This is a genomic window from Chryseobacterium lactis (assembly GCF_003815875.1).
Taxonomy (GTDB): Bacteria; Bacteroidota; Bacteroidia; order Flavobacteriales; family Weeksellaceae; genus Chryseobacterium; species Chryseobacterium lactis.
Map to the genome: position 1 here is coordinate 1,950,815 of NZ_CP033924.1, position 12,341 is coordinate 1,963,155.

Annotated in this window: 12 protein-coding genes; 3 read left to right on the forward strand and 9 right to left on the reverse strand. The window is 35.3% G+C overall.

The window, feature by feature from the left end; all coding sequences use genetic code 11:
* Nucleotide 1: 1 nt before the first annotated feature.
* The 9 genes from EG342_RS08425 to EG342_RS08465 form a co-directional block, all read right to left on the reverse strand.
* Nucleotides 2-1,177 (reverse strand): hypothetical protein, encoded by a 1,176-nt coding sequence (locus EG342_RS08425; protein ID WP_103294326.1) that lies wholly within the window; start codon nucleotides 1,175-1,177, stop codon nucleotides 2-4.
* A 74-nt stretch (nucleotides 1,178-1,251) separates the two neighbouring features.
* Nucleotides 1,252-1,563 (reverse strand): hypothetical protein, encoded by a 312-nt coding sequence (locus EG342_RS08430; RefSeq protein WP_123868054.1) that lies wholly within the window; start codon nucleotides 1,561-1,563, stop codon nucleotides 1,252-1,254.
* A gap of 356 nt (nucleotides 1,564-1,919) precedes the next feature.
* The gene (locus EG342_RS08435; protein WP_123868055.1) at nucleotides 1,920-2,327 is read right to left on the reverse strand and encodes a hypothetical protein; all 408 of its coding nucleotides are present in this window, start codon (nucleotides 2,325-2,327) and stop codon (nucleotides 1,920-1,922) included.
* Entirely contained in the window at nucleotides 2,312-3,001 is a 690-nt protein-coding gene (locus tag EG342_RS08440) for a T6SS effector amidase Tae4 family protein (RefSeq protein WP_103294329.1), read from the reverse strand. Before EG342_RS08440 ends, EG342_RS08435 begins: the two co-directional genes overlap by 16 nt.
* A gap of 12 nt (nucleotides 3,002-3,013) precedes the next feature.
* On the reverse strand, nucleotides 3,014-3,496 hold the full coding sequence (locus tag EG342_RS08445) for a hypothetical protein (protein ID WP_103294330.1): 483 nt from the start codon (nucleotides 3,494-3,496) through the stop codon (nucleotides 3,014-3,016).
* 11 nt (nucleotides 3,497-3,507) lie between these two features.
* Nucleotides 3,508-3,771 carry a hypothetical protein gene (locus tag EG342_RS08450; RefSeq protein WP_123868056.1) on the reverse strand — a complete coding sequence of 88 codons (264 nt, stop codon included), beginning with the start codon at nucleotides 3,769-3,771 and terminating at the stop codon, nucleotides 3,508-3,510.
* 12 nt (nucleotides 3,772-3,783) lie between these two features.
* Nucleotides 3,784-5,709, reverse strand: a complete 1,926-nt coding sequence (locus EG342_RS08455) for a type VI secretion system Vgr family protein (RefSeq protein ID WP_103294332.1) — start codon at nucleotides 5,707-5,709, stop codon at nucleotides 3,784-3,786.
* Nucleotides 5,710-5,975: 266 nt separating this feature from the next.
* A complete protein-coding gene (tssD, locus tag EG342_RS08460) occupies nucleotides 5,976-6,380 on the reverse strand; it encodes a type VI secretion system tube protein TssD (RefSeq protein WP_103294333.1) in 405 nt (134 codons plus the stop codon).
* Between the two features lie 169 nt (nucleotides 6,381-6,549).
* Entirely contained in the window at nucleotides 6,550-9,690 is a 3,141-nt protein-coding gene (locus EG342_RS08465; protein WP_103294334.1) for a UvrD-helicase domain-containing protein, read from the reverse strand.
* Nucleotides 9,691-9,873: 183 nt separating this feature from the next.
* On the opposite strand from EG342_RS08465, the gene EG342_RS08470 reads away from it, so the two are divergent.
* From EG342_RS08470 to EG342_RS08480, 3 genes are read left to right on the forward strand one after another with little or no spacing between them, the layout of a single operon-like run.
* A complete protein-coding gene (locus EG342_RS08470) occupies nucleotides 9,874-10,620 on the forward strand; it encodes a hypothetical protein (RefSeq protein WP_103294335.1) in 747 nt (248 codons plus the stop codon).
* A 6-nt stretch (nucleotides 10,621-10,626) separates the two neighbouring features.
* Nucleotides 10,627-11,433: a peptidase associated/transthyretin-like domain-containing protein gene (locus EG342_RS08475; RefSeq protein WP_103294336.1), complete on the forward strand. Its 807-nt coding sequence runs from the start codon at nucleotides 10,627-10,629 to the stop codon at nucleotides 11,431-11,433.
* A 60-nt stretch (nucleotides 11,434-11,493) separates the two neighbouring features.
* The gene (locus tag EG342_RS08480; RefSeq protein WP_246008759.1) at nucleotides 11,494-12,297 is read left to right on the forward strand and encodes a carboxypeptidase-like regulatory domain-containing protein; all 804 of its coding nucleotides are present in this window, start codon (nucleotides 11,494-11,496) and stop codon (nucleotides 12,295-12,297) included.
* Nucleotides 12,298-12,341: the final 44 nt, after the last annotated feature.

Below are 12,341 nucleotides of genomic sequence, written 5' to 3' on the forward strand. Positions count from 1 at the left end.
ATTATTTCATTTTTATATAGCCATTATAATTCATCATAAAATGTTGCCATGATATGGGAGCCTCAAGATAGGTATCTTTGGTTCCCCATGAATATACCTTAAACATGACTTCATCCTTTTTACTTTTAAAGAAGCCGGGTTCATAGTCCCATGTTATCGGGGTTTCCAATACTACCCAATGCAGATCAAACGATTTTCTATCCCATATATCCTGTATAAGATCCGAATCTATCATGAGCATTAACCTGTAGCCATTATTGAACTGTTTATTGATATCATCAATTTTAGTCTGCATTTCCATTGTGCTTGTCGCCAGTGGTTTTATCGGATTGTAGGCTCCTTTTGAATGTACGTCACTATATCCTAATAGCTTTTCACAGAGGTTAACAACTACATTAGTCCAATTGATTGCCTGAAATTCTTCATCTCCGCCTTTATATTTTGGATTATCAGTATTTCTTGTGGATGCCATTGTGACATAATCTGCTAGAGGCATATCCGAAGTATTCTGAGGAAACCCATTGGGATTAACTTTCTTTTCCAGAACATCAATACTTGGTTTTGCAGTATAGTTGTTATAAGTAGCTTCTCCGGTTCTGAACAGCTCCTTTGCAAATTTTTTATAGGCAGCAGGCTGCTCTTTTGCGAACAAATAGAATACACAAGCCATTCCGCAGAGAGAAGTTCCCGATTGGTTTATTCTTTCCGGATGTTTATCATCAGTTCTTACTTTTAATTCTGCTTCAAACATGGCTTCGTTGAACCATCTGAACCTGTTGTGATGCCATACTTTTAAACGTCCTTCTGATGCTTCATCATTAATATAAGCCATTACATAAATGTAGCTGCCGCACATATCTTTTTCATTCAGATGAAGGCTATAGTTTTCCCCGGTGATACTGGACAGATGTTCTATCCATTTATTTTTTGATGGGCTATAATATTTGTATTTCCACTTAATCTTTTTCTTATCCTGAGGGGGAAGATTCGTATAAGTAACAACCTGAAATCTATACGTTTTTCCGAACAGAAACCCTGGCTGAGTCTTTATTGGATACGCTTCTTCATTGGCGGAGCCATTATCTAAAGAAGTCAGTAACTTAATACTTTTGACCTTCGTAGGCTCAATACCCTTACGTTTGGTCTCTTTCTTTTTGTCAAATTCTACTCCCGGCATATTAATATTAGTTTATGTTATGGTTGGCTTTATTATAACTGTAGTAAATTATTCATTATCGGCTAATGGTTACCTTACTTCTTTTTACTCATTATTTTCTTTATAAAACTATCGAGCTCTTTCGATTCATAAAAATCAAGACACATGGCTGTTATTGTATTACTTTTTCCTTTTTCTGAATAGTATTCTGATTCAAATGCAGTGAATTTTTCGGTTGTTTTTTCTATATATTGCCTGATCTTTTCACTCTGAAAGTTGGAGATCTTTCCTAAATCTATTAATAAATTGGTAGATTTATCACCTATTTGAAATGAGTCGTTCAAATAGTTTTTATCTAATTTACTATTGTTGATAAACACACAATTGCAATATGCATACTTCTTCATATACCCAAGCTTAGTATCTTTTATTATTTGTGCGTTACTAAGATTTGAACATAAAAATAAAATACTTGAAAAACGTAAAAATTTGGTTACTCTGCTTCGCATAATCATTACATTATCTTGTCCGGAACAACTACTTGTTTGTAATATAAAACATAGTTATTCATCATTTTTTTATTTAAATCGGTTCCCATCTATCAGGTAATCTTTCATATCTTCTTCCAGATAAATGAATCTAGCTTTAAATGATTTTCCTGACCATAAAAATTAGTGTAGAATACAGATATCATTAAAAATAATATGTAGTTGCTTTTTTTCATTATAATAATATCACTACGTTCCTTTCCTGTTATATGGACTTATTTTTTACTTTTTTTTATTCCAATCATTTTTTTTATAAAACCATCTAACTCTTTTGATTCATAAAAATCAAAACAATCATATGTAATGGTATTTTTATCACCCGACTCAAAGTGAAGGTTATTTTTTTTTGAATAATATTCATTTGTTTTTGCAATAGTATAGTCATTGACTTTATTTTTCAAATCTTGGTCTTCTATAAATTTTCCAATGACTGAAGACTTTACTCCTGAACCATCTTTATAAACATCATAAAATGTTGAGTCAATTTTTGAATAATTGTATTGTAAACACCTGTTAAATGCATACTTTTTTATTTCGCTTACTTTATATTGTGCTGATAGGTTTATTGAAAACAATAACATCATTATCAATGATAATCTTATTATATCTATTTTAGTTCCCATAATTTTATTTCATCTGTTTGTATAACTTTTCCGTTTTGTTCATATTTCATATGAAAATAATAATATTCACTATTAGGATCATCGTGCACACTCTCTCCAGGATATATTAAATTTTTCCCATCCCATAAAGTAAAATGGCCCGAAGCATTTCCCCATCCTGATACTTTAAACATAATAATGCCTTTGATTTTATGTAAGCGATCCCATTTATCTTTTGGTAAACCAGTTTTTGTTTTGCCTACTCCTACTTTCTCTAATTTTTCGTCAAATTCAGGAGTGCCTAAGTGTTCTTCAAGATATTTTCCTAGTTCTTTTACTCTATACCAGTAATTAAGTTTATCTTTTCCAATATGAACACCTCCTTTAGCCCCTTTAGCTTTATACTTAGTATTATTATAAGGTAATTTAAAGCCGCTATAATTTAAGCCCTTGCTCATTCTAAACGAACAGGTATTTTCCCAATCATCAGGTGCTTTATTAAATAAATCTATGAGGCCATTTCCAATCTCATTATATAAGGGAACCGTTTTTTTAGAAGTGTTAGGGTAATTCTTAATCATATCTGCCCAACTCGGCCTCTTTACTTGTACGGCTTTTGTTTTCTGGCTACCAGACTGTGCAACAAACTTTCTTTGCTGTTCCAATAAAATGGGAATCAATTTTTCTATATTCATTGTCTGTATTTTTTAAGATTCTTCTTTATCATCCATTATCGTTAAAGTGTAAGCCTTTAAAGGTTCTTTGAATATGATTTGTCCTTTTTTTACCGTTCCGGTAAGGGTAAGTTCATCAAGACCTTCTGCAATGGGTTCTCCATCTTCAGCCTTAATGATCACTTCTATACTTTCCCCGTCATTATAGCCTTCAGTCTCAACTATAAGATTCATATCCACATAAAACTTGGAAGAATCCATTAAAGGAGTTTCTTCATCCCCATACGCCCAATACATTTCTGTTATTTTTCCAGTAGAAGATTCCTCATCTTCTGTTATAGCTTCTCCTCTGGAAAACCCTTGCATTATTGCCTTTTTCTGACTGGATAATTCCAGATTCTGTTTGGTTGCCTCAATCGTTACTTGCTGGGCTTCTTCACTGGAAACCTTACTTAACGAGGTGAAATTATTAGCAACCTGTATATTTATATTTTTTGCATTCTTTATAATAGCCATGACACTGATTTTTATAAGTCCTGTTTCTGTAATTTCTGATTAAACGGATATTTATTCTTTTTTCTTTCTCTTAATATTCTTAAGGAGATATAAAAAGAGATAATCAAAGCTAAAAAACCACAGAATATAGATTCAATTACATTACCAACCGGCATATATTTGTTGTCATTTTCCGTAACTGGAGGATTAACATAATCTGCAACATTATAGCTGATTACAGTAGTGATGGCCATTACAATAATGCTTATCAAAAATGGTAATACATAGAGTTTCATGATCTGTTTTTTTTAATGAGAATTTCCTTGTTCTCCGCTTTGAGATTTTACCGTTTTTTCACTTTGTAGAATCATATTTTCTTTGGTGCTTACCACGGTAACCTTTTCCGCATAAGAATCACTTTTTTTAGACTGAACATTTCTTTCGTTTTCGGCAATCTCAGTTCTCATATCGGAAGATTCATGGATATTTCCGGTTGCCGTCTGCATCAGATCTTTTCCTGCGGTATCAATCATATTAACTCCGGCATTAGAGACAATATTCACATTGGCTGTATCATACATGCTGTTTCCGGCGATAGACGTAATATCACGGCCGGCAGTCATTTTGATATTATTACCTGCGGTGAACGTCATATCTTTTGGAGCATTAACGGATATATTTCCTTTTCCGTCCATGAAATAAGTATTTCCACTCGGATCTTCAATAAAAATACTGCCTTCTGCATCGTTGAAAATGACTTTATTACCACTTCTGGTTTGTATCGATTTGATGTGATTGTTGACACCGCCTCCTAAAGCGACAGCTCCATGGAACATTCCTCCCATCGCAAATGGGAAATCCGGATGATGGTATTCAAAACCTACCATGACCTGGTCACCGACTTCCGGCACCGCCACAAAACCTCTGTTTTGAGTGATCGCATCAGTACCTCCTGCGTCGGGGCTCATCATTCTGATAAAATGAGTGGTGTCGTGCAGTTGCCAGTCGAATTGTACCTGTATACGTCCCTGGTTCAGCGGATCAGTGTTTGAAACGACAGTTGCAATCTGTGGTTCTGCCGGAACCTGTTCAAAATCGGGAGTAGGGATGTACCCTGTTCCTTCAGCGATGGCTTCAAATGATCCTGTGTAAACCCCTCTTGTATTCACTTCATGAGAAATTTCAGTAATCATCAGTTTGGTAAAATAAGATGTCTGATTGCTGTTGGGCTTTCTCATCTCAATATCTGCGATACATCCCGGATATAGAAACGGAACCGAAGTATCTGCAGAAACTGTAAAAACTTCTACAGCTGCGCTTCCAGCAGCACTTTTTTGAGCATCATCTACATTCAACGACATATTGGCATTGACGGGTGATGGGTTTAAAGCTCTGGTTTTATAAATACCGTCATTCAGATCATATGCTTTTGAAGCGAGTTGTCCAAGATGTTTGATATTGGCCGTGGAACTTAATAATTTCTCATTTTTACTGCTGTTGTACCCGAAGAATTCAGGTTTGGTATGAACCGCTTTTAGCTCTATACAAATATCGCTCACGTTACTTCCATAGGTTAGTTTTATCGGTTGTTCACCAGGAGGAAGTTTTCCGAAATGAAGTACTTCACCGTCATAATAAAACTGTTCACCATATGTTTCAGCCAGTCGTGCCAGGTAATTGTAATGCGTTTCCTTATACTGTGCACTATAGTTGATATAGCTCTTATTTTTTGTATCTACTTTAAAGTCATACTTGCCGGAACCCAGTGTTTCCTTGATTACTCTATCCGCAATGATAGAGGTATTCACAGGTTGATCACCACCAAAACTTTGGGTATGCGGAGCAGAATCCATTAAAATAGTAGGACTTTTTCCTTTCAGAACGATGCTTCCGAGACTTGCTTTCTCCTGGCTGAAGGCTACCTGAGTGATAAAACCCACAAAAGTTCTTTCCGGGCTTTCGTTTTCAGCATCTTTATATTTAAAAACTACGGTTAAGCGTTTTCCTAAAAATTGTTGAGCCTCTTCCAGGTTATGATCCTGCCCGTCTCCTAAAGTATCATGGGCAAGGGTGAGTTCGAAATTATGATGTTTCCGGATGCTTTGCTGCAGGCGGAAATGCTTGAAATGTCTGATAATTTTACCTTCAATCACAACATCCAGCTTTACCACGCGCTGAAGGCCTGCAATATGATTCTCGGCAATCTTGTCTGCATTGGTCGTATTTTTTTTCATCGGTTTTCTTTTTGTGGTTATGTCACTAAAATTAGAAATGTTTTGAATTACTCGGATATATAAACTGTTAAATTTTAAAAATTGTAGTAGAAGTACGACATTTGGCTGTGAAGTTTTCTATAAATTAATAAAATGGGAATAGTTATACTCTTTTTAATAGAAAATAAATCATATATTTCCTTATAAAGGGATATTTTTTACATAGAGCCCAAAAGACCATCCTTATTGATTAAGGATGACCTGTATAATTTTTTAGTAGATAAAAATTAAGAAGTAGGCCATAGTCCCGCGTACTGGGAAGTCCCGTAGTCAATTGTTTCTGCACTTACCACGAAGCTGATCAGCATACTGTTGCTGTCAACGGCGTCGAAATCTACTTCATGCTGGATTACATATCCGTTTTCCCAGTTTAACGTGATTAAAGTTCCTTCTTCATGAGATTTGTTGAATACAACTTCTCCTTTAGTGGGCTTGTATTTCCCGTTCAGTAAAGTTTCAAGGATGTCAGATTTTTCTGTAGCTTCTACAGTCAGTTTTATAAGTGCGTTGGAAGGATCCGAAGCTACACGTCCCGATACATCAGTAGATCTGGATACTTCGTAGTTCAGTTTTAATAATTTTTGTCCCTCACCTCCGTTGAATTTTAAGATTCCTCTTGAGTTTGCTGCCATGGTTATAAATTTTTATGGTTAATTAATATATGCTTTGTCGGTCTTACAAATGTATATTTCTTTAATTAATCTTAAAAATTTTTAGACGTAACTTTCACTTTTTGTAGTAGTTCTACGATTTTGTGTCGTAGTTTTACGACACATAACCACGAGTGGTGTAATTTGGGGATTATAAGTAGATAATCTGGGTTTTCAATACTTTTCTTCCCAGGCTTTCAAGAATGTTTTTATATCTTTCAACCTGTGCCTCATCCTTTGCCTTTTCCATTCCGGTTTTAAAATCAACAATAATATATCCTTCATCGCTTTTTAAAATACGGTCAGGTCTGGAAATGCGACTTTTCCCGTTTATTGAGATCATAATATCCTTTTCGTTAATAACTTCCCATTTCTCATCAAAAAACTCAGCGTACTTTCTGATGATTTCCTGAAGCTTATTCTGAATGTCATTTTTCTCCTCCAGGGTAATCTGACCTTCCAGTGCATACCCTTCCAAAACTTTTGAGATGTCTTTTTCAGTATTGATTTTAGATAGAAGTTCGTGAACAAAAAGTCCTATTCTTACTTCTTCCTTTCGTACCTGATAATTTTTGGATGGAGTGGCAATCCTGATGGAAGTGCTTTTTTCATTAATATTCTTCAGGCTCTCAATATTCTTTGTTTTAAAAGAAGAGCTTTTGTCCCTGGAATGCTTTTTCAACATTTCAGGATGTATATCATAGAGGTCAAACTCATCTGCGCCTTCAGTATTTTTAGCTTGAAGAAATTCTAAAATCTCAAGATTGTTGGATGTTTTATTCGCTTTTTGAAGATAGAAAAACAACTGTTCAACAGGCCTTGTAGTCGCAACATATTGCAGGCATAGGCGATCGATGAAGTTTTTGTAAGAATTTTTCTTATTAAATACCTGAATTTCCTCATCATAAACCTCCAGATTTTTGCTAAACTGATTGATATTCACGGATTTTAAAGCAGAACTTTCACTCGTATCAAACCAGTTCGTAAATTCACTATCCCGGTTTTTATTGATCATCGGAATAAAAACGATAGGAAATTCCAGTCCTTTAGACTTATGAATCGTCATGATCTGGATAGCATCAATATTTTCAGAAGCCTGGATTGTATACGAGGATGCTTCTTCATCCCAATACTTCAGGAACTCTTTTGTACTGGCGCCGGCATTTTGAGTAAAATTAAAAAGCATTTCCAGAAAGTTTAAAAGAAAGTCGGTTTCTTTATTCTCTACAGAAAATTCGTTGATGTAATACTCTATAAAATTATACAGATTAAACCTTGGGAAGTTATCCTGCTTAAGCTGTAGCAAATATTTCTGCTGAAGAAACTGAAGAATCCCCTCATGGCTTTCAATCTCTAGAATTTCTTTCATTTCTAAAGTGAAATCAGGCATATCAATTTTCCCCAAGGTATTCAGATAGTACATCATCATGATCAGACATGATTTGTTCTTTGGGTTGATTTCCCATCTTAAAAACTCTATGACGGCTTTTAATGTATTGGAAAGTTCTAAAGTAAGCCCTTTGTCAGAAATCGTTTTAATATTCATTTCTTCACCACGATAATGTACTTTCAGGTTCCCCAGTTTTTGAGAATAACTGAAAATATCAAAATTTCCACGGCATAGAATCGTAATATCCGAAAACTTAAAACCATTGTCAAGACACTCCTGGATATCTTTACGCATCCTTTCAGAAGTATCATCATAAAACTCCTCGTTGGTAAGATTATCGATGAGATTTACTTTTACACGGCCATCGATCTTTGATTTGGGACTTTGTTCAGCGTCTGTTCCGAAGATATTTTTATGTTCTTCCTCCAATCCTTCAGAATGGAAACGATACAGCTCATTATTGAATTGAACAATATTTCTGGCACTTCTCCAGTTGTCTTTTAAAACAAGAAGATCAGCCTCCTTAGGTGAGAATTCTTTTTTATTGATAATATCCAGCATCAGTTTACTTTCCCCACCACGGAACCTGTAAATACTTTGCTTCGGATCACCTACCAGAGTAAATGAAGTATATTCTGTGGAAACACTGTGATCTCTCAAAGGAACGAAGTTCTGCCACTGCAGTTCCGAGGTATCCTGAAATTCATCAAAGAAATAATGCTGAAATTGAGAACCTACTTTTTCATAAATAAAAGCCGATGGTTCGTTTTTAAGGTTTTCATTGATCAGGATATTAAATTTTGAAAGCAGAACAAGATCATTCTCTTCCTCGATTTTTTTAAGCTCATCCTGAATATCTTTATTAACTTTTAAAGGAAGAAGCGCTGATAAGACCTTTTCTTTCTTTTGTGTTTCAATATATAAAAGAATCAGCTGCATCCTGTTTTCAAGAAGCTGATCCAGAATTTCAAAAATTTCAGATTCTTTATGCTTTGATTTTGAAGAAGCTCCCTTTCTGTAATTGTTGATAACAGACTCTTCCTGAGTGGTAGGAAAGGGAAAACCCGGTCTTTTTTGTTGATAAAAATCAATAACTTTAGTAAAGAAACCTCCGATTCCGTTTTTGCCCTGAGCGAAATCTTCAATCTCAATATTCCTGGATTTGAATAATTCAACAGATTTTGCGGCAAGTTCGGCAGCCTGCTTTTTATTCAGCACAATCTCTTTACGGAGTGCATTTTTAATATTCTCATAATTGGCATCGTCAAAACTGCTGTTGTTTTTCAGATGTTCATAGTGAATATCCTTGACGAACTCTTTTGCCGAATCATAAAGGTTCTTGTTGAGGTTGATCCTTTCATTATTTTCAAGACTGTAGTCTACATAATCCATGAAAGAATTGGAGATGTTTTCGTTCTCCCCAATCTGATCTAGCATTTTATCCACTGCTTCAATCAGAAAAGGTTCTGCTTCAATTTCCAGATTAAAATTTTTAGCCAATCCCAATTCATAGGAAAAACTTCTTACCAATCTTGAATTAAAACGGTCGATGGTTCCGATATTCAGGGTAGAATAATTGTGAAGAACATAATCCAGCAGCTTTTTTGAACGGATATGAAGTTCATCAATCGTAATTTTCAATCCTTGCTCTTCAAAGGCTTTTTGAATATTTTTAAGATCAGTATTTTCGGCAAAGTTGGCAGCAGAGAAATTCCCTAGCCAAGACAAAATCCTTTCCTTCATCTCGTTCGCTGCCTTGTTGGTAAAAGTAAGAGCGAGAATATTCCTGATCGACTGCTGTTGATTAGGATAGCGGAGACAGATCATCAGAAGTCTCTGAACAAGGGCATATGTTTTCCCTGATCCTGCGGATGCATTGATGACTGTGTAAGAATTTTGCATTGTTAAAGGTCGAATTGAGACTGCAAGTTAGCTAAAATTTAAAAGAAATTTTAACAATTTAATTGCGCTATTTAACAGTTTCAAGGCTAAAAAATGAGTCGGAAATATTAAAACACGTTAACTGTGGTTAAACTTATGGTACAAATTAAAAATAATTTTAGCTTTGTTTATTAAAAATAGCCCGTGAAACTTAAACTATTCTTTCTTCTTTCTTTCATTTTATGCATTCATATCCATGCTCAAAGTTACATCTTCGGGAAGATAACTTCTGAAAGTGGAACAGAGATGCAGGATGTAAACATACTCAATACCAGGACAGATGAAATAGTTCTGTCAAACAGCGATGGCCATTTTATGATTTCCGGGAAAGCGGGAGATGAGTTGCGCTTCATAAAAGTGGGCTATGAACGTCTGGCAAAAAAAGTCTCACGGGAAAATATAGAATCTCCTATGAACATAACTTTAGTACGTTCTACGATTCAGATTCCTGAAGTGGAAGTAAAGCAAGGGCTCACAGGAAATTTAAAAATAGATTCAAGAAGTTATAACAAGCCTAAAAAAGTTGAAAAGCTTACCAAGGAGATTGATCGCTATATCGCACAAAAATCCGATCCTAGAATATTAGCCGCGAAACCCGGAGAATTTGTCCAGCCAAAAGGCGAGGGATTCTATATTGGAAAAGTCAAAGACAAGTGGGATGATATTGATTTGATGAGCTACATCAAATCAAGTCTTGGAGACGACTATTTTACCAATCTCAAGATAGAAAAACCACAAATCGAGCATTTCATTTATTATGTCTTTGCCGGCGGCTTTGAAAGAAAGAAAATTTTGAAATACGGATATTGCAGTGATGCTGATCTGTACAGATTTCAACGTTTTGTTTTGACAAGAATTTCGTCATATCGTGCTCCACAAACCCAGAAATAGAAAGTAATGAGAATTTTTATAAAATTATATCTGGGAACATTGTTGTTTTTAGGAGCGAACCTTTTCTCACAACAAAAATTAAAAGGACAAATTACAGACAATGGACGTGTGAACATAAACCCTGTTTTCATCATCAATATTTCTACCCAAAAAAGCACGGTGAGTGATATTTCCGGGAACTTTACCATTGATGCCAGTGAAAATGATGAGGTGAGATTTGTTAAAGAAGGCTATTATCGTTTTGATAAAAAGATTTCGCGGGAAGATTTGAATTCACCCTTGAATATTGTTCTTCAAAGAATGGAAATTCAGATCCCTGAAGTGGAGGTCAAATATAAACCTACCGGAAATCTTGCGAAAGACAGCAAATACCTAAGTGAGTCCGGCAAATTAAAAGCTCTGAAATCAGAAATGACAAATTATATGAGAGGTCCGCTTATTGAACCACTTCCTAATAATACAATCTCTAAAACATTTACCGGACATGATTTTAATGCTGGTCAGGTCAGCGTATTTGGGGTCTTTAATGCAGTATCGGACCTTTTTAAAAAAGCAACAAAACCTAAAATTACCAAAGCTGATTACTTTGAGACTCAGGATTTTCTTAACCGGGTGAAGCAAGATCTCAATCTGGATTTCCTCAGAAAATATGGAATGAATGACGAGCAAATTGACAGGTTTCTTCTTTACGCCAATAGAACGCGTACCCTTGCCAAAAGATTTAGAAAAGATTTTCAAAATGATGCTGTAGAATATGAATTAAAAATTGCATTTGCAGAATATAAAAAGATCAGTAAACTTGATGATTGGTAGAAGAAAATATATTTGTATGGTGTGTTTTTTGATGAATGTAAACCCTGGTAAAAACAAAGAATGAGACCGGCTGGTATAAGTGAAAGTATAACGATGATAAAAGGGAGAATATTTTTTATTTTCTTCATTTTCCTCTGTAGCAACTTGTTTTCTCAGCAAACGGTAACCGGAAGAATTGTTGATGACAGTGGCGAAAGTCTGAGCGCTGTAATTATCATTAATATGGCCACAGATAAAAAAACATACTCCAATTCCCAGGGAATGTTTTCCATTGAAGCATCTCCCAATGATGAGCTGAGGTTTGTAAAAGAAGATTTCAGAAGAGTATCCAGAAGAGTGCTTATGGACGGTGTTAATTCGCAATTGTTGATTACCCTTTTCCAGATTCCGAAAGAAATTGAAGAAGTGAAAATTGTTAAGAGACTGACCGGCGATCTAGATCAGGATTCCCGGATTGTAGCAAAAACAGATAAAGGAGAACAGGTGAGAAATGCTGTAGGGCTGCCACAGCCGGTGGGAAAAATGCGGGAAAAGCCTGCAGAAGTAAAAAGTGTTCTTTTGCCTATACTCTTAGGAAACCTCAATGTACAGGGAATGTATGATCTGATAAGTGGGAAAGCCAAAAGACAGAAGAGACAATACAGATATGACGACTTGCAGGAACATATTGCTTGGGTCAGAAGCAGGGTAGAGGACGAGTACTTTATAAAAGCGGGAATTCCGGCTGACAGAATTTCAGAGTTTATACAGTTTTCATTTGCTGTCAAACCCCAGGTAAGGACCTATGTTAAAGCAAAAAACCTGTCAGGTGTTCTATTGAGATTGGAAGAAACCATTCCTCTTTTTTTAGAAAAATCAAAATAATACTGCCTAATCAACCGCTAGAACTTAAAATTCCGTTCTCTATT

What these genes read in the sequence shown, in the direction of transcription:
- EG342_RS08480 (WP_246008759.1), top strand. Translation starts at nt 11,494, where the DNA reads ATGAGACCGGCTGGTATAAGTGAAAGTATAACGATGATAAAAGGGAGA.
- EG342_RS08430 (WP_123868054.1), bottom strand. Translation starts at nt 1,563, where the DNA reads ATGAAGAAGTATGCATATTGCAATTGTGTGTTTATCAACAATAGTAAA.
- EG342_RS08440 (WP_103294329.1), bottom strand. Translation starts at nt 3,001, where the DNA reads ATGAATATAGAAAAATTGATTCCCATTTTATTGGAACAGCAAAGAAAG.
- EG342_RS08465 (WP_103294334.1), bottom strand. Translation starts at nt 9,690, where the DNA reads ATGCAAAATTCTTACACAGTCATCAATGCATCCGCAGGATCAGGGAAA.
- EG342_RS08475 (WP_103294336.1), top strand. Translation starts at nt 10,627, where the DNA reads ATGAGAATTTTTATAAAATTATATCTGGGAACATTGTTGTTTTTAGGA.
- EG342_RS08455 (WP_103294332.1), bottom strand. Translation starts at nt 5,709, where the DNA reads ATGAAAAAAAATACGACCAATGCAGACAAGATTGCCGAGAATCATATT.
- EG342_RS08435 (WP_123868055.1), bottom strand. Translation starts at nt 2,327, where the DNA reads ATGGGAACTAAAATAGATATAATAAGATTATCATTGATAATGATGTTA.
- tssD (WP_103294333.1), bottom strand. Translation starts at nt 6,380, where the DNA reads ATGGCAGCAAACTCAAGAGGAATCTTAAAATTCAACGGAGGTGAGGGA.
- EG342_RS08450 (WP_123868056.1), bottom strand. Translation starts at nt 3,771, where the DNA reads ATGAAACTCTATGTATTACCATTTTTGATAAGCATTATTGTAATGGCC.
- EG342_RS08445 (WP_103294330.1), bottom strand. Translation starts at nt 3,496, where the DNA reads ATGGCTATTATAAAGAATGCAAAAAATATAAATATACAGGTTGCTAAT.
- EG342_RS08425 (WP_103294326.1), bottom strand. Translation starts at nt 1,177, where the DNA reads ATGCCGGGAGTAGAATTTGACAAAAAGAAAGAGACCAAACGTAAGGGT.